Here is a 3252-nt window from a genome sequence, read left to right on the forward strand (position 1 = left end):
GCCGCGCCTCCTCGACCAGCACGGCAGCCGCCGCGTCACGCAGCTCGCTCGGGGCGTAGATCGCGTCGAGGTTGTAGGCCAGATTGCCCAGCAGCTTGCCGGCCTTGCGTCGGTCGATGTCCGCGACGACCGCGACGGCGAACGAGGCTCGGCGCAGGTCGGCCGCGACAGCCTCGGCGGTCGGGTCGTCAACGGCGCCGCGAGGGGCGCGGCCCAGGTAGAAGGCCGCCGCGAGCGGGGCCGCCGGGGACACGACCTCGCCGGGTCGCACGTGCGAGGAGGGGCTGAGGACGACCGCGTCGATCACCGTGGCGAACCGGCGCAACGCCGTACGGGCGTTCTCGATCCCGTTTTGAAGCAGCACGACGGGCAGCGCCTCCGCCGCCGTGCGCTGCGTACCGTCAACGTCAACCGGCCGCCATGCCCACTGCGCGAGCAGCGCCTCGGAGTCCTGCGACTTGGTGGCGAGGACGAGCACGTCGTCACCACGCAGGTCGACCTCGTCCGGGCCGCCGACGACGTAGAGGGGGATCCGCCGCTCGTCGGGCTCACCGCCGGGCGTGGCCGGCGGTCGGATGTAGCGTAGCCCGCCCGCCCGCAGCGCCGCGAGGTTCGCGCCCCGGGCCACGACAACGACGTCGATCCCGGCGAGCCGCAGCTCCACGGCGACGGTCGCGCCGACGGCCCCGGCTCCGATGACGATGTACCTGCGACTCATCGTGCGTACCCGCAACTCACCGTGCGTGCGTACCTGCGACTCATCGTGTGTCCTTTCCTTGGGCGGCGGCGAGTGCGGCCGCGAACCGTTGCCCGGGAATCGCGCCGAGCAGCTCGCGGGTGTGGTCCTGCGTCGGCGCGGTGAGGACGTCGGCCGCCGGAGCACTCTCGACGATGCGGCCGGCGCGCAGCACCGCGACCTCGTGGGCGAGCTGGGCCACGACGGCGAGATCGTGGGAAATGAAGAAGTAGGCGACCCCGAGCTCCTGCTGCAGCCGCAGGAGCAGGATCTGGTCCTGCACCGACACGTCGAGCGCCGAGACGGGTTCGTCGAGGAAGACCAGCTCGGGTTCGATCGCGAGTGCCCGGGCGATCGCGACCCGCTGGTGCTGGCCGCCAGAGAGCTCGATCGGCCGGCGGCCGCGGAACGCGGCGGGCAGGGCGACCTGGTCGAGCAGCTCGCGCACCCGGGCGGCGCGGCTGGCCCGGTCGCCGACGCGGAAGGAGAGCAGCGGCTCGGCGATGCTCTCCCCGACGGTGAACCGCGGGTCTAGTGAGGAGAACGGGTTCTGGTGGACGAGCTGGAACCGCCGCCGCAGCGGCCGCAGCTGCGACCAGCCGGCGGAGGTGATGTCCTGCCCGTCGAGGTGGATCCGGCCGCTGGTCGGCTTCTCCAGGCCCATCACGATGCGCAGCGCGGTGGTCTTGCCCGACCCGGGCTCGCCGACGAGGCCCAGGGTCTGGCCCGCCCGCACCGACAGAGACACCTCGTCCAGCGCCCGGAGGACCCGCTCCCCGCCCCGGGTCCGGGGCAGCCGGAAGTCCTTCGTGATCCCCTTTAGCCGCAGCAGCTCGGGAGCCGGGGGCGCCTCGGGGAAGCGCGGGACGAGGCCGCCGGTGGACGACAACGCCGGCGCCACCTCGATGAGGTGGCGGGTGTAAGGGTCGCGCGGGGTGCGCAGGATCGACGCCGGTGCCCCGCGTTCGACGACCCGGCCGCGCCGCATCACGACGACCCGGTCGGCCCGGTCGGCCGCGACGGAGATGGTGCCCGCGGTGATCAGACCGTTCGCCAGCAGCAGACCGAGGATGGCGTTGGCCGTGGTGGTCTTCCCCGAGCCGGACTCGCCGACGACGGCGACGGTCTGTCCGGGGGCAATCGTGAGGTCGACGTCTTCCACCGCCAGAGTCGTCCGCCCTCGGCGCGTGTAGGCGACGGACAGCCCGGTGAGCTCCACGATGTTCCGGCCCGCCACGGCGTCCGCCTTCGTGCTCACCGTGCTCACCGTGCTCACGGCATTCACGCGCTCACCGTGTTCACCGTGTTCACCGCTGCACCTCTTCGATCGTGCGGGCAATGTGGTTGAGGCTGAACACGACCAGCCCGACGAACAGACCCGGCAGCAGCGACAGCCAGGGGCTGGTGATGAGGAAGTTGCGCCCGTTCGAGATGAGTGTCCCCCATTCCGCCGCCGATGGCGGGGCACCGAAGCCCAGGAAGCTGAGCGAGGAGATGGCGAGCACGGCCGTCCCGAAGTCGAGGACCGCGAGCAGCGCGCCGACGGTCGTGTTCTGGGTGAGCGAGAGGCCGAAGTCGAGGTGCAGCGCGTCCCAGAGGTGGCGGAAGTACTGCCCGGGCACGGGATCGTCAAGGCCGTAGCGCGCCTTCAGCGCGTGCAGCTGGGCCGGGGTGAGCTGGTGCACGTCGACCCCGCCGGCGGCGAGCTGCAACGTGACGGGGTCGCTGGGCAGGACGTGCAGGATGATGAAGGTGACCGTGTAGGCCGCCCAGAGCACGATGAGGGCCTGGGCGAACCTACCCGCGACGTAGCGGAGCATCGCGACGACCCGACCTACTTCGACAGCCCCACCACCTGCAGCCGGTCGTAGACCGGAAATGTCACGCCCTGGTCGATGAGGTAGTCCTGCAGGTTCGGGTAGGCGGCCCCACGCTTGTCCGGGTCGATGGTGGTGAGGCCGGCGGCGAACAGCGTGCTGATCTGCGGCGCGGTCGTCGCGTCCTCGCCGAACGTGCCGGCGTAGTGCTTGGACACGGCCCGGTCGAGCAGGGAGGCGAGCACGCTCGGGTCCGCCCGGGTCAGGTAGCTGGCAAAGAGGTCATAGCCGCCCGCGGTGGCCTGCCGGGTGAGCTGGGCCGCGGTGACGTTGGGGAACAGCGTCCCGGCGATGCCGGGCAGGGCCCGCTTCTGGATGACGCCGCCGGAGGCCTCGATGACCTCCTGGTCGGCCGAGGTGATCGGCTGGCGCGGCCAGGCGATGCCGGGCAGGTCTGGAGGTCCGACCAGAAGGCGATCTTCAGCCGCTCGCCGGGGACGGGGGTCCCGCCCGACGCCGTGCTGCCGCCGCCATTCCCGCAGGCCGCGAGCGTGACGGTCGTGAGGACGGAGACGGCCGCTGCGGCCAGCCTTCGCGTCGTTCGGTGCCGGTGCGGGGTAGTCATCCGGCCGCTGCCCCTCGTGGCGATCAACGATCCCTGCACCATCCGCAGCCAGGCGTTGAGCACCCTGGCGCGGG

General features: G+C 72.0%; 3 protein-coding genes and 1 pseudogene. All 4 read right to left on the reverse strand.

What is annotated here, in order from left to right; translation table 11 throughout:
• Positions 1-718 (reverse strand): ketopantoate reductase family protein (locus tag AC08ON_RS13125; protein WP_476617067.1); only part of this gene is annotated, 718 nt, incomplete at its 3' end.
• A gap of 40 nt (positions 719-758) precedes the next feature.
• Positions 759-2012: an ATP-binding cassette domain-containing protein gene (locus AC08ON_RS13130; RefSeq protein WP_476607720.1), complete on the reverse strand. Its 1254-nt coding sequence runs from the start codon at positions 2010-2012 to the stop codon at positions 759-761.
• Positions 2013-2043: 31 nt separating this feature from the next.
• Positions 2044-2556, reverse strand: coding sequence for a hypothetical protein (locus AC08ON_RS13135; protein ID WP_476607721.1), 513 nt, complete (start codon positions 2554-2556; stop codon positions 2044-2046).
• A 14-nt stretch (positions 2557-2570) separates the two neighbouring features.
• Positions 2571-3252: pseudogene (locus tag AC08ON_RS13140) on the reverse strand (hypothetical protein); the annotation flags it as partial.

The sequence above is a fragment of the Frankia sp. CoWAU3 genome, from assembly GCF_977971855.1.